Source organism: Streptomyces sp. NPDC034084 (assembly GCF_055575535.1).
The window spans coordinates 537473-560655 of record NZ_JBVISK010000002.1; the positions used below are offsets into that span (position 1 = coordinate 537473).

Below are 23183 nucleotides of genomic sequence, written 5' to 3' on the forward strand. Positions count from 1 at the left end.
AGGGTCGCGCTCGCGAAGGGCGCGAGCGCACCGGCGGCGGTCGGAAGCGCTCCGAGGAGGCCAGACCCATCCTGCTGGACCAGGGCTGGGGCAACGCCTAACGTCGAGCAGGCTGGCTGACCAGCCGGAACGCCAGGCCATGGCCACGCAGGCCACGGTGCCGAGACCGGCGTGCTGCCACTGCCTGCTACACCGCCAGGACACTGATGAACCGTCAGTGAAGTCAGCAAAAGGTCAGCGCTCAGCTGAACAGATCTGCTCGCAGCCAAGCACACTCTGGAGTGCACCCACCGACTGCACGACTGCGGAAGGGGCTGCGATACGCGCCCTCCCACAGTCGCGACGACAGCTACGACGGAGCCAAGCATCCCTCAACCTTGATCGTCGCAGAAGGAAAACCCCAGGTCAGCGCACCCTCCCCCGCGCCTTCAGCTGCGTCGCCGGGACCTCCGGGGCGGGCAGGCGGTCGCCGTCGTAGCCCTTCACCTCGCCGAAGCGGTCGCCCGTCATCCAGTCCTCCCTCGCCTTGCGGATCTCCTCGTCCGTGCGGCCGACGAAGTTCCACCACATGACGATCTCCTCCTCGAAGGGCTCGCCGCCGAGGAGCATCAGGCCGGCGTCCGACCGGGCGCGGAGGGGGAGTTCGGTGCGGCCGGAGCCGAGGTAGAGCATGGAGCCGGGCAGGACGGGGACGCCGTCGACGTGGGCCTCGCCGGACATGGCGAGGACCGCGTACTCGAAGTCGGGCTCCAGGGGCAGGCTCGTCTCGGTGCCCGCCGTGAGGGCGAGGTCCGCGCCGACGAGCGGGGTGTACGTGGTGCCCGGCGAGGCGGCGCCGTCGAGCGCGCCGAGGACGACCGTGGCGGTGAGGCCGGGCGCGGTGACCCGGGGCAGGTCGGCGTGGTGCTGGAAGTGCGGCTCCACGTGCCGGTGGGCGTCGGGGAGGGCGACCCAGAGCTGCGCGCCGTGCAGGAAGCGGGCGTGCGGCCGGGGGCTCTCCTCGGAGTGGGAGATCGCCCGGCCGGAGGTCATGAGGCCCAGTTCGCGCGGGCGGATCGTCTGCAGGCTGCCCGTGGAGTCGCGGTGCAGGACCTCACCCTCGTGGAGCCAGCTGACGGTCTGCAGTCCCATGTGCGGGTGCGGCGGAACCTGCATGCCCGGCTCGTCGGCGATGTCGTCGGGGCCGTAGTGGTCGACGAAGGCCCAGGCCCCCACCATGCGCCGGCCCAGGTTCGGGAGCAGCCTGCGGACCTCGGTCGACTCGCCGAGCTGGACCTGGCGGGGGCTGAGCAGCTCCCGTACCGGTTCGGCGACGACGAAACCGCGGCCGCCGCACACGGTCATCGTGGCCTGACGATCAAGATTGCTCATGGTGCTCAACCCATCTTTGATGGAATGTTCAACTAACCGGCGGTGTTGACCTGGTCGACCGCCCCCCAGGGTGGCAGATCCGGAGCCCCGGAAAGGGAGAGCATGAGCGACACGTACTACGAGTTCGGAACCGCCGGGGAACGCTGGGACCGCGCGCGACTGTTCTTCGACGCCAAGGAGTACGGAACCGCCGTCCGCATCCTGCGCGGCCTCGTCGCCGAGCACCCGGAGCAGACGGCCCAACGGCTCCTCCTGGCCCGCGCCTACTACCACTCCGCCCAGCTCTCCCGGGCCGAGACCGAGCTGCGCGCCGTCCTGGAGCGCGACCCGGTCGAGCACTACGCCCGGCTGATGCTCGGGCGCACCCTGGAGCGCCAGGGCCGTCCGGAAGAGGCGGCGCCGCACCTGCGGATGGCCGCCGCCATGGCCGGCGAGACCCCGTCCTGACGGGCGCTGATACCCCCAGGCGGTATATTCGCCGCCAGGAGGTCCTGGCTGTGCGTACACACCGAGCGGAACGCGGTGGGCGAGCGGGAGGTGCCGTGGCGCACCTCCTGCTCGTCGTCGTGCTCGCGCTGGGGGTGTTCCTGATGCACACCGTCGGCCACCCCGAGGGCTCCGGCGGCAGCACGGACACCGCTTCCGCCGCCCACCACGGCGTCTCCGCCCACAGCGCCGTCCCGCACGACGACGAGGACTCCGACGCCCGGCACGAACCGGGTGCGGGGATGGACATGACCACCCTCTGCGTGGCCGTGCTCGGCGCCTGGCTGCTCGCGGGACTCGTCCGGGCCGCGCTCGTACGCCGCCCCGACCGGCTCGCCCTCCTCCTCGCGCGGCTCACGCCCGCGCTCGGCCCGCACGCCCCGCCGGGCCGGCCCCCCGACCTCGCCCAGCTGTCCGTCCTGCGGATCTAGACCGTGCCGCCACGCGGAAGCGCCTCGCGCTGCCCGTGAACGCTTCGGCCCGCCCCTTTCCGTACGTACGACACAGCACACGAGGTATCACCCACATGCGCGCCTTCACCCATCGCACCGCCCGCAAGCTTGCCCTCGCCGGCGCCGTCACCGCGACCGCGCTCCTGCTCGCCGCCTGCGGCGCGGAGGACGGCGGGAGCGGGATGGACCACGGCGGTATGTCCGCGTCCGCCACCGCCTCCCCGTCGGCCGCCGCCCCCGCGCCGGAGGCCGAGGCCGGGGCCGGCGCGCCGGGCGCCTTCAACGACGCGGACGTCATGTTCGCGCAGATGATGATCCCCCACCACGAGCAGGCCCTGGAGATGGCGGAACTCGCCGACGGCCGCGCCCAGGATCCCGAGGTCAAGAGGCTGGTCACCGCCATCAAGCAGGCCCAGGACCCGGAGATCCAGAAGATGAAGGCCTGGCTGAAGGGCTGGGTCGAGCCCGAGTCCGGCGCCCACGGCTCCGGGCACGGCATGGCCGGGATGATGTCCGAGCAGGACATGAAGGACCTGGCCGCGACCAAGGGCAAGGCCTTCGACCGCGCGTTCGCCGAGCTGATGATCGCCCACCACGAGGGCGCCGTCGCCATGGCGAAGGACGAGCAGAAGAACGGCCGCAACGCCACGGCCAGGGAGCTCGCCGACGATGTCGTACGGACCCAGTCCGCCGAGGTCGCCCAGCTGCGCAAGATCCTCGACCGGCCCTGACCCGCCCCGCCCCCGCGGCCCGTCCCCCGCCGGGGCGGGCCGTCAGGCTCCCGGGCGCCGGTCCACGACCACCTCGCCGCCCACCACCACCGTCTCCGCCACCGTGCCGGGGATCTCCTCGGGGGCGATGCGGAGGATGTCGCGGGAGAGGACGACGAAGTCGGCCAGCTTGCCCACCGTCAGCGAACCCCGCTCGTGCTCCAGGAAGTTGGCGTAGGCCGAGCCCATCGTGTAGCCCTCGACGGCGGTGGCGACGTCGATCGTCTCGCCCGCCGTCCACGCCTCGCCGCCGCCGGGCGGGCGGCGGGTGACGGCGGCGTGGATGCCGACCATGGGGTCCATCTCGGCGACGTTCCAGTCGCTGGAGAGGGCGAGGACCGCGCCGGCCGCGTGCAGGCTGCGCAGCGGCCAGGCCTTGTGCCAGCGCTCGGGGCCGACGTTCTCGGCCCAGTCCTGGCCGGGTCCCGCGATGTCGGGGGCGGCGTGCCGGGGCTGCATGCAGGCGACGACGCCGAGGGCGGCGAAGCGCGGCGTGTCGGCCGGGTCGAGGCACTCCACGTGGACGACCTGGTGGCGGGCGTCGCGCGGCCCGTTGACGGCACGGGCCCGTTCGACGGCGTCGAGGACGGTGCGGATGCCCCGGTCTCCGGTGGCGTGGACGAAGCACTGGAAACCGCGCGCGTCCAGACGGGTGAGCAGCTCGGCGAACTCCTCGGGCGGATAGAAGGTGTCGCCCCGGTGGTGGGAGCAGCCCGCGTACGGCTCCAGGAGGGCGGCCGTACGCGGTTCGACGACGTCGTCGATGTACAGCTTGAGGGGGCCGACGCGCAGCCGGTCGTCGGCGTACTCGTCGGCCGCCCTCTCGAAGGCGTCCAGGTCCGCGTCGGTGGTGCCGCGCGGGTGGAAGAGGGCGGCGACGATCCGGGAGCGGAGCCGGCCCTCGGTGCGGGCGCGCTCGAAGAGGGCGAGGTCGTCGAGGGAGTTCTGCGGTTCGACGACGGTGGTGATGCCGTAGCCGATGGCGTCGTCCAGACTCTTGGCGAGCCGCCCGTACTGCCGGTCGGGAGAGGCCCAGGGCAGGCCCAGTGCGCGCAGGGCGCGGTGGCCCGCCCGTGAGAGGCCCTTGATGGCGAAGTCCTTGACGAAGCCGGTGGGTTCGCCCGTTGCGGGGTCGGTGACGGCCCGGCCGAAGGGCAGGTCGGTGTGGTCGCGGTCGACGCCGAACCGGCGGAGCGCGGCGGTGTTGAGCCAGGCGGTGTGGACGTCGTAGCTGAGGACGAGGGCGGGGGTGTCTCCGGTGGCCGGGTCGAGGTCGGCGGCGGTGGGCATCCGCCCGCCGGGGATCGCGGAGTAGTCGAAGGCCTCGGCCTCGATCCAGTCGGCGTCCGGGTGGGCCTCGTGCCAGGTACGGATGCGCTCGTGGATCGCTTCGAGGGTGCGGGCTCCGGCGAGCTGGACGCAGGCGTCGTCGGAGCCGAGGCGGACGTGGTTGTGGGCGTCGACGAAGCCGGGCAGGACGAGCCGTCCGCCGGCGTCGAGGATCCGGGTGCCGGGGCCCGTCCAGGCGGCGGCTTCTGCGGCGGCGCCGATCCAGACGATGCGGCCGGCGCGGACGGCGAGGGCCTGGGCCTCGGGGAGCGCCGGGTCGACGGTGTGGATGCGGGCCCCGGTGAGGACGAGGTCGGCGGGGGCGGTGCGGTTCATGGGGTGGGGCTCCGTGTCGTACGAGGGGGGTTACTGGACGGGCGCGACGGTGCGGCGGGCGAGGAGCGCGTACACCAAGGCGGAGACGACCGCGCCGAGGAGCGTGAGGTCGGCGCCGCCGAGCGGGGCGACGAGGGGGCCGGTCCACAGCTCGGAGTCGCAGGTGAGCGCGGAGAAGAGGAGGCCCGCGAGGAGCGCGGTCATCCCTGCCGGGTGCCAGCCGGCGCGGTACCAGTAGGCGCCGCACTCATGGGCGTGGAGGGCATCGGTGTCGTAGGTGCAGCGGCGGAGCACCATGTCGGCGAGGAAGACCCCGCCCCAGGGGGCGAACACGATGATCAGGAGGGAGAGGAAGGAGAGGAGCGAGGTGGTGAAGTCGGTGAGGAAGAGGGCGCCGAGGGATCCGACGGCGGTGACGCCGGCGCTGATGACGATGGCGCGGGCCCGGCTCCAGGGGATGCCGAGGACCTGGAGGTTCAGGCTCGACGAGTAGAGCGTGATGATCGAGTTGGTGACGGAGCCGCCGAGGACCAGGGCGAGGAAGAGCGGCTGGAACCAGCCGGGGAGGAGGCTCTCGGTGCCCGCGACGGCGTCGGTCATGTCGGCCTGGGTCGCGGCGGCCACTCCGGCGACGCCGAGGGCGACGGAGGAGAGGAAGCCGCCGAGGGCGCCGCTCCAGGTGACGGCCCTGAGGCTGGTGGTGCGGGGCAGATAGCGGGTGTAGTCGGCGGGCATGGGGAGGTACGAGAAGGGGCCGGCGAGCATGACGACGAAGGCGAGGCTCCAGCCGGAGGCCCCGGGCGCGGCGGCGGGGGCGGAGGTGTCGGCGCCGGGCAGGACGAGGGCGAGCAGCACGGCGAAGCCGGCGGCGAGGACGTACGCCATCCAGCGTTCGGCGAACTGGACGGTGGCGTGGCCCCAGAGGGCGACGACGAAGGTCAGCGCGAGGGTGACGGCGAGCGCCAGGGCGCGGGCGGCGTGTCCGCCGTTCCAGCCGAGGTCGGTGAAGAAGGCTTCGAGGGCGAGGGTGCCCACGACGGTGTTGACGATGGTGTAGCCGATGCTGACGATCCAGTTCAGCAGCCCGGCGGGCCAGTTGCCGCGCCGGCCGAAGGCCGCGCGGGAGATGACGAGGGTGGCCGTGCCGGTGCGCACGCCGCTGAGTCCGGCCGCGCCGATGGCGAGGAAGGAGAGGCCGCCGAGCACGACGACGGCGGTGGCCTGCCAGAAGGAGAGCCCGAAGGCGACGGCGAGGGCGCCGTTGATGACGTAGGTGAAGGTGAGGTTCGAGCCGAACCAGAGCCAGAAGACGTCTTTGGCCCCGCCGTGCCGTTCGGCGTCGGGGATGGGGTCGATCCCGTGCTCCTCGACCTGGAAGACCTCGTCGATCGCCGGCCGGTCCGTGGTCACGGGCACCGTCTCGCGTTCGAGCACATCGCACTCCTGTCGCGCAGGGCATCTTGAATGCCGTTCTAAGTTTTAGAACGGCATTCAAGATGTGCGATGGGTTCAGGCCACGTCAAGACCTCCGGAGGTTGCGGTTAAGGTCGACCCGGACAGGGCGGATCGGAAGACCGACCCGGACAGGGGCGGATCGGAAGACCGACCCGGACAGGGGCGGACGGGAAGGACGGGGCGGCGGCGGTGGCAGGCGTGGCACGACGGCGGGACGGACACGTCACCCAGGAGCGGATGCTGGAGGAGGCCATGGCGGCGATCGCCGAGGGCGGCCTCGCCTCCCTCACCATGTCGGCGCTCGCCGAGCGGCTCGGCACCAGCGGCGGCCACATCCTGTACTACTTCGGCAGCAAGGACCTGCTGCTGCTCGCCGCCCTCCGGTGGAGCGAGGCGGCGCTCGCCGAGGAGCGGCGCGCCCTCCTCGCCCGGCGGATCGCGGCCGAGCGCAAGCTCGACCTCTTCCTCCGCCTCTACCTCCCGCGCGGCCCGCGCGATCCGCGCTGGACCCTGTGGATCGAGCTCTGGGCCCGCACCCCGGGCAACTCCGCGCTCCGCGAGGCCCAGGCCGAACTGGACGCGGGCTGGCAGGAGGACCTGGAAGCCCTGCTCACGGCGGGCGCTGCGCGCCGGCGCTTCGCCCCGCTGGACGCCGGCGCCCGCGCCTCCGAACTCCTCGCCCTGCTCGACGGGTTGAGCACCCGCGTGGTCCTCGGCCAGGAGTCCGGCCGGGACCCACGCGCCGCCCTGGAGACCGCGCGCTCGGCGGCGCGCGCCCTGATCCCTCCGTACCGGACCGGCGACGAGCAGGCGGCCGGAGGAGAGTGACGAGGCGTCAGCCCCGGTAGGCCTCCAGGAGGCGCAGCCATGCCTCGCTCAGCGTCGGGTACGCGGGGACGGCGTGCCAGAGGCGGGCGATCGGCACCTCGCCCGCGACGGCGACCGTCGCGGAGTGGAGCAGTTCCCCGATGCCCGGCCCGACGAACGCGGCGCCGAGGACCACCTCCCGGTCGAGGTCGACGACCATCCGGGCGTGCCCCCGGTACCCCTGGGCGTAGAGGCCCGCCCCGGCGACCTGCCGCATGTCGAGGTCCACGGCCCGCGCCCGGTACCCGGCGCGCTCCGCCTCGGCCAGGGTGAGCCCGACGGAGGCCGCCTCGGGGTCGCTGAACACCACCTGCGGCACGGCGGCGTGGTCGGCGGTCGCCGCGTGCGCGCCCCACCGGCCTGTGTCCAGGGAGGCGCCGCCCCGCGCGCGGGCGGCGATCGCGGCACCCGCGATCCGCGCCTGGTACTTGCCCTGGTGGGTCATGAGGGCGCGGCGGTTGACGTCGCCGACGGCGTAGAGCCAGTCGCTTCCGGTGACCAGGAGGCTGTCGTCGACGTCGAGCCAGGAGCCCGGTGTCAGGCCGACCTTCTCCAGGCCGATGTCCTCGGTGCGCGGCTTCCGGCCGGTCGCGAACAGGACCTCGTCGCCCTCGACATGGTCGCCGCCCTCCAGGACCACGGTGACCGGCCCGGTGCCCCCGTCGCGTACGACCGCGCTCACCGCCGCGCCGGTACGGACATCGGCGCCGCGCGCGGTGAGCGCGGCGGCCACGTGCTCCCCGAGGAACGGCTCCATGCGCGGCAGCAGCCCCCCGCCCCGTACGAGCAGGGTCACCTTCGCGCCGAGGGCCTGCCAGGCGGTGGCCATCTCCACGCCCACCACTCCCCCGCCCACCACGACGAGCCGCTCGGGCACCCGGTCGGAGCTGGTCGCCTCCCGGCTGGTCCAGGGGTGCGCACCGGGCAGGCCCGGGAGCTCCGGGAGGAGGGCGCGGGTGCCGGTGCAGACGGCGACCGCGTGCCGGGCGGTGAGGACATGGCGCTCGCCCTCGGGGGCCGCGACCTCGACCCGGCGCGGTCCGAGGAGTCGGCCGTGGCCCCGGAAGACCCGGACGCCGATCGAGTCCAGCCAGTCGATCTGGCCTTCGTCCTTCCAGTGGCCGACGACCTCGTCCCGGTGGGCGAAGACCTCCATCGCGTCCAGCGGACCGTAGACCGACTCGCGCAGCCCTGCGACCTTGCGGGCGTCGGAGCGGGCGATCGCGGGCCGGAGCAGGGCCTTGCTGGGCATGCACGCCCAGTACGAGCACTCCCCGCCGATCAGCTCGCTCTCGACGATCGCCGCGGTGAGGCCGCCCGCCCGCACCCGGTCGACGACGTTCTCTCCGACCGGGCCGGCCCCGATCACGACGACGTCGTAGGTGTGCTCGTCTTCCACCGTTCGTGTCATGGGTCCCAGTCTGCTGGCAGGGGACCGGAATAGCGCGGCTCGATACGCCGTTGTGCCGGGCGAGTCCCCAGGGGACCGTGAGGACCACACCAGGAGACCCGAAAGGCAGGCAGTATGAGCACCGTAGAGCTCACCAAGGACAACTTCGACGAGATCGTGAGCGGGGGCGACTTCGTCCTGATCGATTTCTGGGCTTCCTGGTGCGGTCCCTGCCGTCAGTTCGCCCCGGTCTTCGAGGCCGCGTCCGAGCGGCACCAGGACCTCGTCTTCGCCAAGGTCGACACCGAGGCGCAGCAGGAGCTGGCGGCCGCCTTCGAGATCCGCTCGATCCCGACGCTGATGATCGTCCGCGACAACGTGGCCGTGTTCGCGCAGCCCGGCGCGCTGCCGGAGGCCGCGCTCGAGGACGTCATCGGGCAGGCGCGCAAGCTGGACATGGACGAGGTGCGCAAGTCCATCGAGGACGCGCAGCAGAAGTGACCCACCGCGAGAGGGGTACGGGAGAGCCTCCCGTACCCCTCTCGCGTGCTGTGCGCGTACGGAGGTGGTCGGCGGCCCTGCCAAGGGCGAGGCGTCCGACGGGGTCCGGCAGCGTCCTCTCGCGGGCCTGCGCGCGTGTGGGGCGCCGTCAGCGCTCCAGGACCAGCGCGAGGCCCTGACCGACACCGATGCAGAGCGCCGCGAGGCCCGTGCCGGAGCCGGCCGCCGCGAGCTGGTGGGCCACCGAGCCGGCCAGGCGGGCGCCCGACGCGCCCAGCGGGTGACCGATCGCGACGGCCCCACCGCGAGGATTCACGATGTCGGGGTCGAGTTCTGGCCATTCCGCGAGGCAGCCCAGCGACTGCGCCGCGAAGGCCTCGTTGAGCTCGAAGGTCGTCAGGTCGGCGAAGGAGCGTCCGGCCTTCTCCAGGGCCCGGCGGACCGCCGCGACCGGGCCGAGGCCGAAGAGCTGGGGCTCGATCCCGGTGACCGCGGAGGTCCGGATCCGGGCGAGGGGCTCGCGACCGGTCTCGCGCAGCCCGTCCTCGTCGACGAGGAGCAGCGCCGCCGCGCCGTCGTTGAGCGGCGAGGAGTTACCGGCGGTGACGGTGCCTCCCCCGGGGCGGAAGGAGGGCTTGAGTTTGGCGAGGGCCTCCATGGAGGTGCTGTCGCGGATGCACTCGTCGCGGGTGAGCTCCACGCCCGGGTACGGGACGACCTCGTCGTCGTAGAGACCCTTCGCCCATGCCTCGGCCGCCTTCCGGTGGCTGGCGAGGGCGAACGCGTCCTGCTGCTCGCGGGTGAGTCCGTGCTTGTCGGCGACGAGCTCCGCGCCCTCGCCCAGCGCGACCGTCCACTCGGCGGGCATCCTCGGGTTGGTCATGCGCCAGCCGAGGGTCGTGGAGTGGAGCTGCTGGTGGCCTGCGGGGAAGGCCCGCTCGGGCTTCTGCAGGACCCAGGGGGCGCGGGACATCGACTCGACGCCGCCCGCGATCGCCACGGAGGCGTCGCCGAGCGCGATGGCGCGGGCCGCCTGGATGACGGCTTCCAGACCGGAACCGCAGAGGCGGTTGACGGTGACGCCGGGGACGGTGACGGGCAGGCCGGCGAGGAGGACGGCCATCCGCGCGACGTCGCGGTTGTCCTCGCCCGCGCCGTTGGCGTCGCCGAAGTAGACGTCGTCCACGCGCGCGGGGTCGAGCGCGGGAGTGCGCTCGACGAGCGCGCGCACGACATGGGCCGCGAGGTCGTCGGGGCGCACGGAGGCGAGGGCACCCCCGAACTTCCCTATCGGGGTGCGGACGGCGTCGACGATGTACACGTCGCGGATGCTCATCGGTTCTCTCCCACGTGACCTTCGGACCTTCCGGCCTTCGGAACGACGACTCTGCTCGCCGGGTGAAGCAAGCCCGGCCGACAAGCCGGGTGAAACAATCTTCGCGCCATCGCGCGCGCAGAGTCTCTGTCCGACGGCCCGTCGTGTCAACGGGCACCTTCGGGACCCCGGGCGGGGAGAGACGGGAGGTCAGGGAGCCGCGGCGGGGCGGACCAGGGCCGTGAGGCCGTAGTCGAGCTCGCGGCCGTCGACGAGCAGCGCCTCGACCGTACGCGTCTCGGGGTCGATGTCCGCCCGGATGCCGTGCCCCTCGTACATCGGGTAGCCCGACTCGCCGTGCCGCCCGGTGGCCTCGACGACGGCCGTCCGGACGGCACTGTCCGCGACGGCGGCGCCGCCGCGGTCCTCGACGTGCTCGGGCACCAGCATGATCTCGAACCGCTTCGGAACTGTGCTCATGCACCGAAACTACGGGTTGGGCCGGTCTCCCGCCGGGCGACGGCCTCGGGCCTCCTCAGCTCGATTCCCGCCGGACGACCCGCGAGTCCAGCAGGTCGCGGGCGACGGGCCGGGCCTCCGGTTCCCGCACGGCGCGGTCCACCAGCTCCGCCAGCTCACGGCCGAGCACCATGTCGATCCGCACGGTGCTGAGCTGGGGTCGCAGCAGCCGGCCGAGGAGCAGGTCGTCGGCGCCGATGACGGCGGTCTCCTCGGGCACGGAGATCCCGGCGTCCTGGAGCGCCCGCAGCAGGAGCATCGCGTACTCGTCGTTGTACGCGAAGACGCCGTCGAGGCCGAGCTCGCGCCACTGCCCGGCGAGCGCGGCCGCCGCCTCCTCCTCGTACCGCAGCGGCAGGGGTACGACGGTGGCCCCGGCGCCCGCGGCCGCGCGGCGCGCGCCGTCGAGGCGGGGTCCGGAGAACATCGCGAGGCCCGGCTCCTCGGGGACGACGACGCCGATCCGGCGCCGGCCGGTGCCGACGAGGTGCTCGGTGGCCACCTCGCCGACCCGCCCCTGGTCCATGACGAGGGCGTGGGTGCCCTCCACACGCTGGGTGCCGAGCGTGATCACGGCCCGGGCGCCGGACCGCTTGAGGATCTCGACGCCCTGCCCGGTGAGCTCGACCTCGCCGAGGGAGACCACGGCCACCGGCCGCAGCTCGGCCCAGGCGCGGGCGGCCTCCTCCGCCTCCAGGCCGACGCTGCCGTACTGCACCACCGTGTAGTCGAGGCGGCGCAGGGCCCACTGGAAGTCGTTGAAGAACTGGCTGAACAGCGGCCCCACGGGGACGTGGGAGGTCGGGAGCAGCACCATGCGGCTGTGCCCCGCGCGCAGGCTGCGGGCCGCGGCGTGCGGCACATAGCCCAGCTCCTCGGCCGCCTCGCGCACCCGCTGCCGGGTGGGCTCGCTGATCCGGACGGCCGAGGTGTTGTTCAGGACGTACGAGACGGTGGCCCGGGAGACGCCCGCGAGGCGCGCGACGTCGGCGCTGGTCGGGACCGCCCGCCCGGACGGGCGTTCGGAAGACTGATCGGTTGGCTGGCTCATCGATCCGGCATCTTTCCAGAACGATCCGGCCCCGGGTCTGGCGGATGGCCGGAATCGGGTGCTACACAGTGCTCACACGCGTCACTGACACGTGTCACCCCCCCCTCTTCATCCGCTTCTCGCCCCGCGTCGGGCGATCTCCTCAGGAGGGCACAGTGGCCCTTTCCTCCCCCGGGACCGGCTCCGACACGGGCGTCCCCGGCGACACGAACGTCCCCGGCTCCCCCACCGCCGTCCTCCCCGCCCGCCGCCTGCTCCCCCTGCTGCTCGCCGGGAACACCGCGATGTACGCGCTGTACATCGGCGTCCCCGGCGTGCTCCTCGCGCTCCAGATCGAGGGGATCGACCCCGCCGGCAAGGTGGCGAACTTCGGCCTCGTCTCCGGCATATCCGCGATCTGCGCCACCGTCTTCAACCCGGTCGCGGGCGCCCTCTCGGACCGTTCCGGCCGCCGCAACCCGTGGATCCTCGCCGGCGGCCTGCTCGCCCTCCCGGTGATGCTGCTCCTCGGCAGCGTCCACACGATCCTGCTGGTCACCATCGCCTGGTGTCTGGGCCAGGCCGTCATGAACGTCTACCAGGCGGCCCTCACCTCCGTGGTCCCCGACCGGATTCCCCCGGCCGCACGTGGCAAGGCCTCGGCCGCGGTCGGCCTCGGACTTCCCTTCGGCTCCACCATCGGCGCCCTCCTCGGCGCGGCCTTCTCCGAGCACTACCGCACCGGCTACCTCGTCTTCGGCGCGATCGTCGCCGCCACCGCCGTACTGTTCACCGCCTGCGCCCGCGAGGAGCGCAGGCCCCCGAAGGCGCCGCTCCCGGTCAGGGAGCAGCTCGCGGCCTTCGGCAGCGCCCTCAAGGACCACGACTTCCGCTGGGCCTTCATCGGCCGCGCCCTGCTCGTCCTCGGCTACTTCGCCGTCGCCGGCTTCCAGCTGTACATCCTCAAGGACCACACCGAGCTGCCCGCCGGACTGAGCCCCGAGGAGGCCGTGGCGATCCTCATGCCGGTCAACTCCGTCGCCATGGTGGTCTCCACCGTCCTCGGCGGCTGGCTCTCGGACCGCTTCGACCGCCGCAAGCTCTTCGTCGGCGCCTCCGCCGCGCTCGCCGCCGTCGCGCTGCTCATCCCGGCCGTCTCGACCGGATGGACCGCGATGCTGGTCTTCTCCGTCGTCAACGGTCTCGGCTTCGGCTGCTACATGGCCGTGGACACCGCTCTCGTGACCATGGTGCTGCCCAGGGCCGAGGACGCTGCCCGGGACATGGGCGTCCTCAACGTCGCCAACGCCGGCCCGCAGATCGTCGCCCCCTTCGTCGCCTCGCTGGTCGTCTCGCTGAGTGGCGGATACACGGCGCTCTTCCTGGTCGCGGCCGTACTGTCGGTACTCGGCGCACTGGCCGTGCGCCCCATCCGCAGCGTGCGCTGACCTCCGTCGGCGCCCGAAGCGTCCCGTCCGCAGCGTGCGACCGACCCCGTCGGCGCCCGCCGAGCACCGCAGGAGAGGCGGCACCGTGCGCCTGCACACCACCACATGGGGATCCGGCGACCGGACGGCCCTGCTCGTCCACGGCATCATGGCCGACCACCGCACCTGGCGCCGGGTCGGTCCGGCGCTCGCGGAGCGCGGCTACCGGGTGATCGCCGTGGACCTGCGGGGGCACGGCGCCAGTGACCGGGCCGCGGGCCCGGAGGCGTACCGCCCGGAGGACCACGCCGGCGACCTCGTGGAAACCCTGCCCACCGGGGCGGAGTTGGCGATCGGGCACTCGCTCGGCGGGCTCGTCCTCGCCCAGGCGGTGGAGCGCCTGGCGCCGCTCCGCGCGGTGTACTCCGACCCGGCCTGGCGCCTGTCGGCCGGTCCCTGCGGCTACCGGGCCGAGCTCTTCGTCCGGGGCAAGTCGATGACCCGCGAGCAGATCAGGGGGTTCAACCCGCACTGGTCGGAGGAGGACATCGACGTCGAGATGGCGTCGGTACGAAACTGGGACGAGCGGACGGCCCACGGCCTCACCGCGTTCGTGGGCGCCGACCTGTGGCCGGCCCGGCCCGTGGTGCCCTCCCTCGTCACGCTCGCCGATCCGAGCACGCTGGTGCGGCCCGAGGACGCCCGGATGCTGGAGGGCCGCGGATTCGAACTCCGTACGGTGAAGGGCGCGGGGCACACGATCCACCGGGACGAGTTCGACGGGTTCATGTCCGCCCTGGAGGGGTGGATCTGACGTACCGTTCAGCCATGGACGACGCGTCGATGGAGAGCTCGATGGTGGGACTGCTCGGCCGGGTGACCGGCACCGTCGGCCCCGGCCTCGTCGGCGAGGTGATCGTCCGGATCCGCGGCGGTGCCGAGCACTTCCTCGCGCATCCCGCGTCGCCCAGGGAGCGGATCGACGTCGGCACGGTCGTGACCGTCATGGAACATCTCCCTCCGCGCACCGTCTATGTCACAGCCGCGTATGACAGTTGACCGAACCGTTGAGTGTGCGCCCGGCGCGGGAGCACACTCCCTTCACCGGATCCGCACGGCTCCGGTGAAGGGGGACCTTGTCCATGGGCATCGGCATTCTGGCGGGCGTCGTCGTCGGCGCTCTCGCCGTTCTGATCGGTGTGTTCAAAATGATGTGGCGCGTCGCGGAGCCCAACGAGGCGCTGATCATCTCCGGTTCCAACCACAAGAACGAGGGTCTCGGCGCGGGCATGGGGTTCCGCATCGTCACCGGTCGCGGCACCCTCGTGCTCCCCGGCGTCCAGGCGGTCCGGAAGCTCTCGCTGGATCTCAACGAGACGCAGCTGTCCGTCGAGTGCGTCACCCACCAGGGCATTCCGCTCAAGGTCCGCGGTGTGGTGATCTTCAAGGTCGGTGACGACTTCGTGTCGATCGCCAACGCCGCCCGCCGCTTCCTCGACCAGCAGAAGCTGATGTCGGAGCGGGTGCACATCGTCTTCGCGGGTCATCTCCGCGCCATCGTGGGCGGGTTGACCGTGGAGGACATGATCCGTGACCGGGAGAAGCTGACCGGACAGGCGCGGTCGGCCTGTGGCACGGAGATGGAGAAGCTCGGGCTGATCGTCGACTCGCTGCAGATCCACGAGATCGAGGACCCGACCGGGTACATCAAGAACCTGGCCGCCCCGCACGCGGCCGCCGTCCAGCGGGACGCGCGGATCGCGCAGGCGGAGGCGAACCGGCGGGCGACCGAGGCCGAGCAGCAGGCCGCGGCGCGCATGTCGGAGGCGACCCGTGACAGCGAGATCCTCCAGGCGGGCTACCAGGCCGAGCGGGACCAGGCGTCCGCCCGGGCCCGGCAGGCCGGTCCGCTGGCCGACGCCGCCTCGCGCCAGGAGGTCGTCGTCCAGGAGACCCGGGTCGCCGAGCTGGAGGGACACCGCAAGGAGCAGCAGCTCCAGGCGGAGGTCCGCAAGCCGGCCGACGCCATGGCGTACGAGACCCGGACGCTGGCCGCGGCCGAGCGTGACGCCCGGATCTCGGCGGCCGAGGCCGAGGCGAAGGAGACGGAGCTGGCGAGCGCGGCCATGGCGACGGCGACCCGGCTCACCGGTGAGGCGGAGGCGGCGGCGCAGCACGCCAAGGGCCTCGCGATCGCCGAGGCCACGCGCGCGAAGGGCCTGGCGGAGGCCGAGGCGATCAAGGCGCGGGCGGCGGCGCTCGCGGAGAACCAGGAGGCCGTGGTCGCCCAGCAGCTGGCGGAGAAGTGGCCGGAGATCGTCTCCGCGGGGGCCTCCGCCTTCGGGAACGTCGACCAGATGGTGCTGCTCAACGGCGCCGACGGCATGGCGGACGTCTTCGCCAAGGCGCTGACCATGGGCGGGACGGGCCTCGGTCTGGCCCGGCAACTCCTCGCCACGATGAGCCCGGCCGCGCAGGAGAAGCCGGGCGGATCGACGCCGCCGGTGCCGCCGGCCCCGCGCTCCGGGCGGAGCGTGGAGATCCCGGTAGGCGACGGCAAGTAGGCACACGAAACGGCCGGGTCCGACGCCGTGTGGCGCCGGACCCGGCCGTCCGCTGCGAAGGCCAGAGCGGGAGCGGGCGTCGTAGGTCAGTTGTGACCGAACTTGCGATCCTTGCGGTGGGACGCGTGCTCGACGAGGGGCATCGACGTCTCTCTCGCGGGGGTCGGCGCGCTCTTCTCCTTCGCGGCCGCGTCGGTGCGATGTTCATGGCCGCCGGTACGGGCTCCCCGGTTCGTCCGGGTCTGTTTCTTGCCCACGATCGTGCCTCCCGTGACGGGTGTCGGACAGTGGTCCGTATCCCCTCAGCGTGGCACGGGGGCGGGAGAGCCGCACGTCAGGCGGTTGCCGCCAGGATCCGGGTGAAGGCGGCCAGCGTGGGTGTGCCCGAGGCGCGGTCCAGGACGGCGAAGACCACCTCCTCGAAGTGGCCGGCGAAACGACCCTCGCCGGTGAGGAGGGCCTTGAAGGTCCCCGCGACCCCGGCCGGGTCGTTCCGGAAGACACCGCATCCCCAGGCGCCGAGGACGAGCCGTCGGTATCCGGCCGCCGCGGCCGTCTCCAGGACGCGCTCCGCGCGGGCGGCGAGCACGGCGGGCAGGCGGCCGGCGAGCTCGGGGGTCCTGCGGCGGACGACGCCCGCGTTGGGCGCCGGTGAGGTGAGGAAGCCGACCGTGAAGGGCTCGGCGAGCAGGGCGCCCCGGTCGTCGCGGAAGACCGGGACCCGGGGCGAGTGGATGACCCGGTCGGTGTAGAAGGCGTCGCGCTCGGCGCGGTGGTGGGCGTAGTAGGCGGGGGCGCGCAGCAGGGTGGCGTGGAGGGCGGAGGCCCGGCAGAGCGCCTCCTCCTGGGCCTGGGCGCCGTTGAGGTAGCCGCCGCCCGGATTGCGGGCCGAGGCGAAGTTCAGGACGGCGACGGGCCGGGTGGGGTCGGCCGCGGTCATCCGGCGGGCCGCCGCGAGGCTGCTCTCGGGGGTGACGGTGAGGGTGGGCGTCCGGTCGGTGGCCGGGGTGACGGGGACGGGCTCGGGGCCGTGGAGGCGGGTTCCGGCCAGGGCCGCGGCCAGGTCGTCGGCCAGGGAGACCGTCCGGCCGTCGGGGGCGCGGTAGTGGCCCGCCGCGACGATCTCCTCGGTCCGCCGCGCGATCTCGCGCAGTCGTGCACTCATGAACCTCAGCATGATCGTTTCGTCCGACTGGGGGCAACAGGGTTTCCGTGCGGTTTCCGAGGGCACCGGGAAGTTTCGGACGGCCCGGGGCACGGGGGGCGCGTGCGGGGCAGGTGGGGCGCTCTTGCACGCCGCTCGGTGGTGGCTTTAGGTGGAAGCAGCGGTTCACCGGGACGGGTCCCCACGGGGATCCCAGGACCAGGAGGTGCACGGATGTCGCCGAGCGGCATACCGCGTGGCGGCCCCCCTCTCACCGAGGCGGGGGCGGAGGACCTGCTGCGATGTATCTGCTTCAAGACCGGCCCGCCCCGCACGGTGGGGGTGGAGCTGGAGTGGCTCGTGCACGAGCTGCGCGATCCCCGCCTGCCCGTACGGCCGCCGAGACTCGCGGCCGCGCTGGACACCGTACGCACCCTTCCCCTGGTGTCGGCCCTCACGTTCGAACCCGGCGGGCAGCTGGAGCTCAGCTCGCGCCCGGCCGGCTCCCTCATGGAGTGCCTCGACTCGCTCGCCGCCGACCTGGACGCGGTGCGGGCGGCACTCGGGCCGCTCGGCCTCACCCTCAGCGGATACGGGGTGGATCCCTGGCACGCGCCGCGCGGGCGGGTCCTCCACGAGCCGCGGTACGACGCGATGGAGGCCGCGCTCGACCGGACCGGGCCCGCCGGACGGGCGATGATGTGCGACTCGGCGTCGGTGCAGATCTGCCTCGACGCCGGCCTGGAGGAACCGGGCCCGCTCGGCTACCACCGGCGCTGGCAGCTCGCCCATCTCCTCGGCGCGGTGCTCGTGGCCGCCTTCGCCAACTCCCCCGTGCACGGCGGGCGCCGCACCGGCTGGCGCTCGACGCGGCAGGCGCTGTGGACGGACCTGGACCCCCGGCGGGCGCTCGCGCCGCCGCCGGACGGGGAGCCGCGCGCGGAGTGGGCGGCGCACGTCCTGGACACCCCCGTGATGTGCGTACGGGCCGAGGAGGGGCCGTGGGAGGTCCCGGAGGGGCTGACGTTCCGGGAGTGGCTGCGGACCGGCCTCCCCCGGCCGGCCGACGCCGACGACCTGCGCTATCACATGACGACCCTGTTCCCGCCGGTGCGGCCGCGCGGGCACCTGGAGCTGCGGATGGTGGACGCACAGCCCGGCACGGACGGCTGGATGGTGCCCGTGGCGGTGACCACGGCGGTGTTCGACGATCCGCAGGCGGCGGAGACCGTGTACCGGGCGCTGAAACCCCTCGCGGAGCAGGCGGGTCCCGGGCCGGCCCCGCGCAATCCGCTCTGGCGGGCGGCTGCCCGTGACGGCCTCTCCGACCCCGAGCTGCACGCCGCCGCCCGGGCGGTGTTCTCCGCCGCTCTCGACGCGCTGCCCCGGATCGGGGCGAGCGAGAAGGTGCGGCGGACGGTCGCCGCCTTCCACGAGCGGTACGTGATCCCCGGCAGCTGCCCGGCCGACGACCTCCAGGTGGTGACGTCATGACCGCGCCCCACACGGGAGCCGATCCCGAGGCCTTGCGGCGGCGGGCCCTCGGCGCCCTCACGACCGCGCGGGACCGCACCGCGCTCCTCACCTCCTGCGTGGAGGACGGCGAACTGACGGCGCAGCATTCGCCCTTGATGTCTCCGCTGGTCTGGGACCTGGCGCACATCGGCAACCAGGAGGAGCAGTGGCTGTGGCGGGCCGTCGCGGGGCGCGAGGCACTGCGGCCCGAGATCGACTCGCTGTACGACGCCTTCCAGCACTCACGCGCCTCCCGTCCCTCGCTGCCGCTGCTCTCGCCGGGCGAGGCCCGGGGCTACGCGGCGGACGTACGGCTCCGGGTCCTGGACGTGCTCGAACGGACCCCGCTGGAGGGGCGGCCGCTCCTCGACGCGGGCTTCGCGTTCGGCATGATCGCCCAGCACGAACAGCAGCACGACGAGACGATGCTGATCACCCATCAGCTGCGCAGGGGGCCCGTCGCCCTGACCGCTCCCCCGCCTCCCGTCTCGCGGTCCGGCCCGCTGCCCCCCGAAGTCCTCGTTCCGGGCGGTCCGTTCACGATGGGGACCTCGGACGAGCCGTGGGCACTGGACAACGAACGGCCGGCGCACGCGCGTCTCGTCCCCGCCTTCCACATCGACACCACACCCGTCACGAACGGCGCCTACCTCGCCTTCATGGCCGACGGCGGCTACACGGACCGCCGCTGGTGGCACCCCGAGGGCTGGGCGCAGATCCGGGAGCACGGCATCGAGGCGCCGCTGTTCTGGCGCCGGGACGGAGCGCGGTGGCTGCGGCGCCGGTTCGGGGTGACGGAGCCGGTGCCCGAGGAGGAGCCGGTCCTGCACGTCAGCTGGTACGAGGCGGACGCGTACGCCCGCTGGGCGGGGCGCCGCCTCCCCACCGAGGCGGAGTGGGAGAAGGCCGCCCGCCACGACCCGGTCTCGGGGCGCTCGCGCCGCTACCCGTGGGGCGACGCGGATCCGGGCCCCGAGCACGCGAACCTCGGTCAGCGGCACCTGCGGCCCGCGGCGGCGGGCAGCTATCCGGCCGGCGCCTCGCCCCTCGGCGTACGGCAGCTGATCGGTGACGTGTGGGAGTGGACGGCCAGCGACTTCCTGCCGTACCCGGGGTTCACGGCCTTCCCGTACAAGGAGTACTCGGAGGTGTTCTTCGGGCCGGAGCACAAGGTGCTGCGCGGCGGTTCGTTCGCGGTGGACCCCGTCGCCTGCCGGGGCACCTTCCGCAACTGGGACCTGCCGGTGCGGCGCCAGATCTTCTCCGGCTTCCGGACGGCGCGGACCGCGGAGCTCGACTGATGTGCCGTCATGTCGGGTACGTGGGCGGGCCGGTGGCGCTGGGAGAGGTGCTCGTCCGGCCGGCCCACGCCCTGCTGCGCCAGTCCTGGGAGCCCCGTACGCAGGACAGCGGTGTCGTGAACGCCGACGGCTTCGGCGTGGGCTGGTACGCCGAAGGAGATCCCGTACCGGCGCGGTACCGGCGGACGGGCCCGATCTGGGGCGACCTGTCCTTCGCGGACCTCGCCCGGGTGGTCCGCTCAGGGGCGTTCCTCGGCGCCGTCCGGGGGGCCACGTTCCCCGGCGCCGACGGGGAGGCCGCGGCGGCGCCGTTCACGGCCGGGCCCTGGCTGTTCAGCCACAACGGCGCGGTCGAGGGCTGGCCGGACTCCCTCACGGCGCTCGCCGGGACGCTGCCGGCCGGGGAACTGCTGCGCCTGGAGGCCCGCAGCGACTCGGCGCTGCTCTGGGCGCTCGTGCTGCACCGGCTGCGGGCCGGCGACGCGCCGGGGGCGGCGCTCGCCGACACCGTGCGGGAGGTCGCGGCCGTGGCCCCCGGTTCACGGCTGAACCTGCTGCTGACCGACGGCGTCCGGATCGCCGCGACCGCCTGGCGCAACAGCCTCTGGTATCTGGCGGGCCCCGGCCGGGTGGCCGTGGCCTCGGAACCGTACGACGACGATCCGCGCTGGCGGGAGGTGCCCGAGCACACGCTCGTCACCGCCGACCCCGCCGACGTCACCCTCACCCCGCTCAAGGAGCCGTCCGCGTGAGCCCGTTCCAGCTGACCCGCACCCTCGCCGCGGACGCCGCCGGCGCCGATCTCCGTGCCGATGTCCTGCACGGTCTGACCCGCTCTCCCAAGGAGCTGCCGCCCAAGTGGTTCTACGACGCCCGGGGCAGCGAGCTCTTCGAGGAGATCACCCGGCTGCCCGAGTACTACCCCACGCGCGCGGAGCGGGAGATCCTGGCCGCGCGGGCACCGGAGATCGCCGCCGCGACCGGGGCCCGGACCCTGGTGGAGCTGGGTTCGGGTTCCTCCGAGAAGACGCGGTTCCTGATCGACGCGCTGCTCCCGGGTCTGGACGCCTACGTGCCCGTGGACGTGAGCGAGTCCGCTCTGACCGGGGCGGCGGAGGCGCTGCTCGCGGACCGGCCGGAGCTCTGGGTGCACGCGCTGGTCGCCGACTTCACGCGGGGGCTCGCGCTGCCGGGATCGCCGGGGCCGCGTCTCGTGGCCTTCCTCGGGGGCACGATCGGCAACCTGCTCCCCACCGAGCGGCGGACCTTCCTGCGATCGGTCCGCGCCATGCTCACGCCGGGCGACGCGCTGCTCCTCGGCACGGACATGGTGAAGGACGAGGCGACGCTCGTGGCCGCCTATGACGACGCGGCCGGGGTGACGGCCGCGTTCAACAAGAACGTGCTGTCCGTCATCGACCGCGAGCTGGGCGCGGACGCCGATCCGGCCGCCTTCGACCACGTGGCGGTGTGGGACGCCGAGCGGGAGTGGATCGAGATGCGGCTGCGCGCCCGCCGCGCGCTGACCGTGAAGATCCCGGAGCTGGATCTCGTGGTGCCGTTCGCGGCGGGCGAGGAGGTGCGGACGGAGATCTCGGCGAAGTTCCGTCAGGCGGGTGTACGGGAGGAGCTGACGGCGGCGGGCCTCGAACTGACCCACTGGTGGACGGACGGCGAGGAGAGGTTCGCGGTGTCGCTGGCGACGGTCCGCTGAGGAACGCGCTGGGGAGCGAGGGGGCGCTGCGGGAGGGTCTTGAGAGCGGCGGGCACCGGAGCGACGGCTTGCTGGGCTGCGGCGGCCAGGGCGCGGCGGTCTGGATACCGAGTACTGGATATCGGATCCAATACTCGAATACTGGCCACAATCCGCCGCGTGGTGACGACCCGCCACAGGGACGCGCCCAGCGGATCGTCCCCGACGTACGCGGCGGCCCCGGTGGGCCGGTAGTCGATCCGTACCGGCAGCACGGCGCATCCGCTGTCCAGCGCGGCCTGGAACGCGGCCGGGCGGAACCGCCCACGGGCCCGCCCGCACCAGGACGATCCCTCGGGGAAGACGATCACCCGGCCCCCGCCGGCGAGCACCCCGGAGATCGCCCGGACGGTGGCGGGAAGTGCCCTGAGCCGGGCACGGTCGATGAAGAGGGTGCCTCCGAGCGCGGCGAGCGTGCCGAGGACGGGCCAGCGTCGGACCTCCGCCTTGGCCACCATCCGGCCGGGCAGTACGGCCGCGAGGAGGGGGATGTCCAGCCAGGAGACGTGGTGGGCGACGACGAGGAGGGGGCCGGGGAGCGCCCCGGCCCCCTCCTCGTACCGCACGCGTATGCCGAAGGCGCGGACCACCGCCCGCACCCAGCCCCGGACGAGGGCGAGCCGGGCGGCGGCCGGGAGCAGCCCCGCGGCCGGGGCGAGCACGAGGCCCAGGAGGACGGCCCCGATGCCGGCGGCGAGCCTCGCGAGCGCGAGGACGACACCGGCCCGGTCGGCCCTCTTCTCGGCCCCGGTCTCCGGGTGGGCGGCGCAGTGGCCCGGGGTGCAGGGCGCCGTGGGCAGCCACGGCGGGAGGGTCGTGGAGCCGTTCACCGCGCCGGGGCGAGCGAGAGGAAGTGGTGGAGGTAGCGGGGGTTGGTGCGGCGCAGCGAGAGGAGGACGTAGAGGTCGGCGACACCGAAGTCGGGGTCGTGCGCGGGGGCGCCGCAGACCCAGGCGCCGAGCCGCAGGTAGCCGCGCAGCAGCGGTGGGAGCTCGGTGCGGCCTTCCGGGCGGGTGATCCCGTCGGCGCTCCACAGCTTGTGCGGGGTGACCCAGTACTCCTCGGGGGCGAGGTGCTTGGCCTTGACGGTGTCCCAGGTGGCTGCGGCGAGGGTGCCGCCGTCGGCGAGCGGGATCGAGCAGCAGCCGGCGAGCCAGTTGTGACCGGTGCGGGTCATGTAGCGGGCGAGGCCCGCCCAGATGAGGGCGATCACGGCGCCGTTGCGGTGGGCGGGGTGGACGCAGGAGCGGCCGACCTCCACCAGGTCGTGCCGGACCGGGGCGAGCCGGCCGAGGTCGAACTCGCTCTCGGAGTACAGGCGTCCGGCGACGGCGGCCCGGTCGGGCGGCAGGATCCGGTAGGTGCCGACGACCTCGCCGGTGCTCTCCTCCCGAACCAGGAGGTGGTCGCAGTACGCGTCGAAGGCGTCGGTGTCGAGGCCGGGCTCGGGACCGTCGAGCAGGGCACCCAGCTCGCCGGCGAACACCTGGTGGCGCAGTCGTTGGGCGGCCCGTACGTCCTCTTGGTCCCGGGCGAGACCGACGACGTACCGGGGCGCGGGCCGCTCGGCCGGTGCGAGGGGCTGTGCCGGGGCGGCGGCCTGGGGCTGTGCGGGGACGGCGAGCGTGGGCGTCGGTGCGGGCATGGCGGGTTCCTCC

24 protein-coding genes are annotated in these 23183 nt (G+C 73.5%); 13 read left to right on the forward strand and 11 right to left on the reverse strand.

Features of this window, described 5'->3' with window-relative positions; all coding sequences use genetic code 11:
• Positions 1–405: 405 nt before the first annotated feature.
• Entirely contained in the window at positions 406–1371 is a 966-nt protein-coding gene (locus ACZ51I_RS07805) for a pirin family protein (protein WP_468872399.1), read from the reverse strand.
• A 102-nt stretch (positions 1372–1473) separates the two neighbouring features.
• Here ACZ51I_RS07805 and ACZ51I_RS07810 point away from each other — a divergent pair, with 102 nt between their 5' ends.
• The 3 genes from ACZ51I_RS07810 to ACZ51I_RS07820 all read left to right on the forward strand — a co-directional run bounded on the left by ACZ51I_RS07810 (position 1474) and on the right by ACZ51I_RS07820 (position 3040).
• Positions 1474–1818 carry a tetratricopeptide repeat protein gene (locus tag ACZ51I_RS07810; protein WP_468872401.1) on the forward strand — a complete coding sequence of 115 codons (345 nt, stop codon included), beginning with the start codon at positions 1474–1476 and terminating at the stop codon, positions 1816–1818.
• 95 nt (positions 1819–1913) lie between these two features.
• Positions 1914–2288, forward strand: a complete 375-nt coding sequence (locus ACZ51I_RS07815; RefSeq protein ID WP_468872403.1) for a DUF6153 family protein — start codon at positions 1914–1916, stop codon at positions 2286–2288.
• 95 nt (positions 2289–2383) lie between these two features.
• Entirely contained in the window at positions 2384–3040 is a 657-nt protein-coding gene (locus tag ACZ51I_RS07820; protein WP_468872406.1) for a DUF305 domain-containing protein, read from the forward strand.
• Between the two features lie 42 nt (positions 3041–3082).
• Here the strand turns inward: ACZ51I_RS07820 and ACZ51I_RS07825 are convergent, their stop codons facing one another.
• Together ACZ51I_RS07825 and ACZ51I_RS07830 are read right to left on the reverse strand one after the other, a co-directional pair.
• A complete protein-coding gene (locus tag ACZ51I_RS07825) occupies positions 3083–4744 on the reverse strand; it encodes an amidohydrolase (protein ID WP_468872408.1) in 1662 nt (553 codons plus the stop codon).
• Between the two features lie 30 nt (positions 4745–4774).
• Complete coding sequence (locus ACZ51I_RS07830) at positions 4775–6178, reverse strand: purine-cytosine permease family protein (RefSeq protein ID WP_468872410.1); 1404 nt, start codon at positions 6176–6178, stop codon at positions 4775–4777.
• Between the two features lie 210 nt (positions 6179–6388).
• Here ACZ51I_RS07830 and ACZ51I_RS07835 point away from each other — a divergent pair, with 210 nt between their 5' ends.
• Positions 6389–7027, forward strand: coding sequence for a TetR/AcrR family transcriptional regulator (locus ACZ51I_RS07835; protein ID WP_468872413.1), 639 nt, complete (start codon positions 6389–6391; stop codon positions 7025–7027).
• 7 nt (positions 7028–7034) lie between these two features.
• Here ACZ51I_RS07835 and ACZ51I_RS07840 read toward each other — a convergent pair whose 3' ends face one another.
• Positions 7035–8477, reverse strand: coding sequence for a dihydrolipoyl dehydrogenase family protein (locus tag ACZ51I_RS07840; protein ID WP_468872416.1), 1443 nt, complete (start codon positions 8475–8477; stop codon positions 7035–7037).
• A gap of 114 nt (positions 8478–8591) precedes the next feature.
• On the opposite strand from ACZ51I_RS07840, the gene trxA reads away from it, so the two are divergent.
• Entirely contained in the window at positions 8592–8957 is a 366-nt protein-coding gene (gene trxA / locus ACZ51I_RS07845; RefSeq protein ID WP_468872419.1) for a thioredoxin, read from the forward strand.
• A 148-nt stretch (positions 8958–9105) separates the two neighbouring features.
• On the opposite strand, the gene ACZ51I_RS07850 is transcribed toward trxA, so the two are convergent.
• The 3 genes from ACZ51I_RS07850 to ACZ51I_RS07860 form a co-directional block, all read right to left on the reverse strand.
• Complete coding sequence (locus ACZ51I_RS07850) at positions 9106–10293, reverse strand: thiolase family protein (protein WP_468872422.1); 1188 nt, start codon at positions 10291–10293, stop codon at positions 9106–9108.
• Positions 10294–10482: 189 nt separating this feature from the next.
• Positions 10483–10752 carry a hypothetical protein gene (locus ACZ51I_RS07855; RefSeq protein WP_468872425.1) on the reverse strand — a complete coding sequence of 90 codons (270 nt, stop codon included), beginning with the start codon at positions 10750–10752 and terminating at the stop codon, positions 10483–10485.
• A gap of 55 nt (positions 10753–10807) precedes the next feature.
• Complete coding sequence (locus tag ACZ51I_RS07860; protein ID WP_468872427.1) at positions 10808–11842, reverse strand: LacI family DNA-binding transcriptional regulator; 1035 nt, start codon at positions 11840–11842, stop codon at positions 10808–10810.
• Between the two features lie 155 nt (positions 11843–11997).
• On the opposite strand from ACZ51I_RS07860, the gene ACZ51I_RS07865 reads away from it, so the two are divergent.
• The 4 genes from ACZ51I_RS07865 to ACZ51I_RS07880 all read left to right on the forward strand — a co-directional run bounded on the left by ACZ51I_RS07865 (position 11998) and on the right by ACZ51I_RS07880 (position 15812).
• Positions 11998–13269, forward strand: a complete 1272-nt coding sequence (locus ACZ51I_RS07865) for an MFS transporter (protein WP_468872429.1) — start codon at positions 11998–12000, stop codon at positions 13267–13269.
• An 85-nt stretch (positions 13270–13354) separates the two neighbouring features.
• Positions 13355–14062 (forward strand): alpha/beta fold hydrolase, encoded by a 708-nt coding sequence (locus ACZ51I_RS07870; protein ID WP_468873799.1) that lies wholly within the window; start codon positions 13355–13357, stop codon positions 14060–14062.
• Between the two features lie 14 nt (positions 14063–14076).
• Positions 14077–14307: a hypothetical protein gene (locus ACZ51I_RS07875; RefSeq protein ID WP_468872431.1), complete on the forward strand. Its 231-nt coding sequence runs from the start codon at positions 14077–14079 to the stop codon at positions 14305–14307.
• Between the two features lie 83 nt (positions 14308–14390).
• Positions 14391–15812 (forward strand): flotillin family protein, encoded by a 1422-nt coding sequence (locus ACZ51I_RS07880; protein WP_468872433.1) that lies wholly within the window; start codon positions 14391–14393, stop codon positions 15810–15812.
• 86 nt (positions 15813–15898) lie between these two features.
• Here ACZ51I_RS07880 and ACZ51I_RS07885 read toward each other — a convergent pair whose 3' ends face one another.
• Both ACZ51I_RS07885 and ACZ51I_RS07890 read right to left on the reverse strand, forming a co-directional pair.
• Positions 15899–16069, reverse strand: coding sequence for a hypothetical protein (locus ACZ51I_RS07885; RefSeq protein ID WP_468872435.1), 171 nt, complete (start codon positions 16067–16069; stop codon positions 15899–15901).
• A gap of 77 nt (positions 16070–16146) precedes the next feature.
• The gene (locus tag ACZ51I_RS07890) at positions 16147–16977 is read right to left on the reverse strand and encodes a TIGR02452 family protein (protein WP_468872438.1); all 831 of its coding nucleotides are present in this window, start codon (positions 16975–16977) and stop codon (positions 16147–16149) included.
• Between the two features lie 213 nt (positions 16978–17190).
• On the opposite strand from ACZ51I_RS07890, the gene egtA reads away from it, so the two are divergent.
• The 4 genes from egtA to egtD are packed head-to-tail and all read left to right on the forward strand — an operon-like array spanning position 17191 to position 21486.
• Positions 17191–18450, forward strand: a complete 1260-nt coding sequence (gene egtA / locus ACZ51I_RS07895; protein ID WP_468872441.1) for an ergothioneine biosynthesis glutamate--cysteine ligase EgtA — start codon at positions 17191–17193, stop codon at positions 18448–18450.
• Positions 18447–19772 (forward strand): ergothioneine biosynthesis protein EgtB, encoded by a 1326-nt coding sequence (gene egtB, locus ACZ51I_RS07900; RefSeq protein WP_468872443.1) that lies wholly within the window; start codon positions 18447–18449, stop codon positions 19770–19772. Before egtA ends, egtB begins: the two co-directional genes overlap by 4 nt.
• Entirely contained in the window at positions 19772–20524 is a 753-nt protein-coding gene (gene egtC / locus ACZ51I_RS07905; protein WP_468872446.1) for an ergothioneine biosynthesis protein EgtC, read from the forward strand. The genes egtB and egtC overlap by 1 nt, the downstream gene beginning before the upstream one ends.
• Entirely contained in the window at positions 20521–21486 is a 966-nt protein-coding gene (egtD, locus tag ACZ51I_RS07910) for an L-histidine N(alpha)-methyltransferase (protein WP_468872449.1), read from the forward strand. Before egtC ends, egtD begins: the two co-directional genes overlap by 4 nt.
• Here the strand turns inward: egtD and ACZ51I_RS07915 are convergent.
• Complete coding sequence (locus ACZ51I_RS07915) at positions 21381–22355, reverse strand: lysophospholipid acyltransferase family protein (protein WP_468872451.1); 975 nt, start codon at positions 22353–22355, stop codon at positions 21381–21383. The genes egtD and ACZ51I_RS07915 overlap by 106 nt on opposite strands.
• Positions 22352–23170, reverse strand: a complete 819-nt coding sequence (locus ACZ51I_RS07920) for a GNAT family N-acetyltransferase (RefSeq protein ID WP_468872454.1) — start codon at positions 23168–23170, stop codon at positions 22352–22354. Before ACZ51I_RS07920 ends, ACZ51I_RS07915 begins: the two co-directional genes overlap by 4 nt.
• Positions 23171–23183: the final 13 nt, after the last annotated feature.

Coding starts and splice junctions, on each gene's coding strand:
- ACZ51I_RS07840 (WP_468872416.1), bottom strand. CDS start 8,477: ATGACACGAACGGTGGAAGACGAGCACACCTACGACGTCGTCGTGATC.
- ACZ51I_RS07860 (WP_468872427.1), bottom strand. CDS start 11,842: ATGAGCCAGCCAACCGATCAGTCTTCCGAACGCCCGTCCGGGCGGGCG.
- trxA (WP_468872419.1), top strand. CDS start 8,592: ATGAGCACCGTAGAGCTCACCAAGGACAACTTCGACGAGATCGTGAGC.
- ACZ51I_RS07880 (WP_468872433.1), top strand. CDS start 14,391: ATGGGCATCGGCATTCTGGCGGGCGTCGTCGTCGGCGCTCTCGCCGTT.
- ACZ51I_RS07920 (WP_468872454.1), bottom strand. CDS start 23,170: ATGCCCGCACCGACGCCCACGCTCGCCGTCCCCGCACAGCCCCAGGCC.
- ACZ51I_RS07890 (WP_468872438.1), bottom strand. CDS start 16,977: ATGAGTGCACGACTGCGCGAGATCGCGCGGCGGACCGAGGAGATCGTC.
- ACZ51I_RS07855 (WP_468872425.1), bottom strand. CDS start 10,752: ATGAGCACAGTTCCGAAGCGGTTCGAGATCATGCTGGTGCCCGAGCAC.
- egtC (WP_468872446.1), top strand. CDS start 19,772: ATGTGCCGTCATGTCGGGTACGTGGGCGGGCCGGTGGCGCTGGGAGAG.
- ACZ51I_RS07805 (WP_468872399.1), bottom strand. CDS start 1,371: ATGAGCAATCTTGATCGTCAGGCCACGATGACCGTGTGCGGCGGCCGC.
- ACZ51I_RS07875 (WP_468872431.1), top strand. CDS start 14,077: ATGGACGACGCGTCGATGGAGAGCTCGATGGTGGGACTGCTCGGCCGG.
- egtB (WP_468872443.1), top strand. CDS start 18,447: ATGACCGCGCCCCACACGGGAGCCGATCCCGAGGCCTTGCGGCGGCGG.
- ACZ51I_RS07810 (WP_468872401.1), top strand. CDS start 1,474: ATGAGCGACACGTACTACGAGTTCGGAACCGCCGGGGAACGCTGGGAC.
- ACZ51I_RS07825 (WP_468872408.1), bottom strand. CDS start 4,744: ATGAACCGCACCGCCCCCGCCGACCTCGTCCTCACCGGGGCCCGCATC.
- ACZ51I_RS07820 (WP_468872406.1), top strand. CDS start 2,384: ATGCGCGCCTTCACCCATCGCACCGCCCGCAAGCTTGCCCTCGCCGGC.
- ACZ51I_RS07850 (WP_468872422.1), bottom strand. CDS start 10,293: ATGAGCATCCGCGACGTGTACATCGTCGACGCCGTCCGCACCCCGATA.
- egtA (WP_468872441.1), top strand. CDS start 17,191: ATGTCGCCGAGCGGCATACCGCGTGGCGGCCCCCCTCTCACCGAGGCG.